This is a genomic window from Brachyspira catarrhinii, from assembly GCF_005518285.1.
In the GTDB taxonomy this organism is placed as follows: domain Bacteria; phylum Spirochaetota; class Brachyspiria; order Brachyspirales; family Brachyspiraceae; genus Brachyspira; species Brachyspira catarrhinii.
In genome coordinates this window covers 1-1482 of the sequence record NZ_SJDU01000488.1, presented here as the reverse complement: position 1 = coordinate 1482, position 1482 = coordinate 1, and the positions used below count along the sequence as shown (strand labels likewise).

Annotated in this window: 1 protein-coding gene and 1 pseudogene; both read left to right on the top strand. The window is 24.4% G+C overall.

The window, feature by feature from the left end:
• Nucleotides 1-883 (top strand): glycosyltransferase family 8 protein (locus EZH24_RS11715; protein ID WP_137999264.1); only part of this gene is annotated, 883 nt, incomplete at its 5' end.
• A 2-nt stretch (nt 884-885) separates the two neighbouring features.
• A pseudogene (locus tag EZH24_RS11710) lies at nt 886-1482 on the top strand (hypothetical protein); the annotation flags it as partial.

Sequence of the window (1482 nt, the reverse complement as noted above, 5' to 3'; positions counted from 1 at the left end):
GGTTAAAAAATTCAATATAGAAAGTTATATGTCGAGAAGAAAAAATTATAACTATATATCTATAGAGACATATTTTAGATTTTTTATCGCAGAGTTACTTCCGCAATATGACAAAGTTCTATATTTAGACGCGGATTTAATAATTATGGATGATTTATCAAAATTATATAACTTTAATATTGATGATTATGCTATAGGAGCCATACAAGATATGAATATGGAAATCTCCGTAAAGCATGAAAATTTTATTACAAGCAAAAACTTAAACATTAGAGAATATGTTTTAAATATATTGAAAAAGGAAAGTCTAAAATATTTTAACGCGGGAGTTTTATTATTAAATTTAAAAAAATTTAGAGAAGACAATATTTTAAACGAATTATTAGAATTTACAGAACAAAATAGTCCTTTAGAATTTCAGGACCAAGACATATTGAATGCCGTATTGGAAAAAAGGGTTAAATATTTGGATTCAAGATGGAATCTTCTTAAAGATTTAGATTTTTATATTTCTTATCAGAATGATAAAAATAGAATAAAGGAAATTAAAAAACGCTTCAAAAATCCCGGTATAATTCATTATATTGGAGAAAATAAACCTTGGCTTTATAAAGAAAAATTTTGGTATAGTTTTGAAGGTATTAAATTATGGTGGAAATATTATAGGATGTCGCCTCTATATAATAGTAAAGACGAGTTAATATATAAAGCTATTAATTATGAAAGATTTGTAAAAAAATGGTTTACATATATAGATGTTTCATTATTCAATCATACAATAATAAGAATTAGGCAATCGGATAAAAGATTAAAGTTTGAATTATTTTTTATAAAGATAACTTTAAAATTAAATAAATACGAAAAATTGGATATGGGTATTTAACAATGGAAATAATAACAAAGCAAATAAAAGATGAAGATGAAAATGTAAAAAATAAGAATTTATTTCTAAAAATTTATATTCCGTTTATAATTATTACTATTATAGCTTTAATAATTTTATACCTGTTAGGAAATTTAAACCATAAAGGAATTTTACAAGATTTTGAATTGATTATGGAAAGCCCCGCGGGATATGTTTATAAAGCAAATGTAGTTTCAAAAGGCTTCTTCTCTCCAAACTTTATTTATAAATATTCTAACAAACCTTTAAAATTAGATAAACCCGATTATATAAAAAATTACGGTTATGGCTTGGAGCTTAATAGAGCGCCAGATTGGTATAATAAAGATAGCGGAGGTTCTACTTGGAATAATGAAGATGGAAGTTTTGCAGTTTCTAATTTAAATATTTGGAGCGCGTATTCTAATAGTATAATTTTATCCATAGGAGAAAAATATAAAACGACTTTATATGCATACAATACAATACACAATACATATGAGGATTATACTATAAGATTTTCTTTAGATAGGTTTAGTGAATTTTTTGATTTAACCCCAGTTAATATACAAAAAGATTTTACTATATATGAAGCCAAC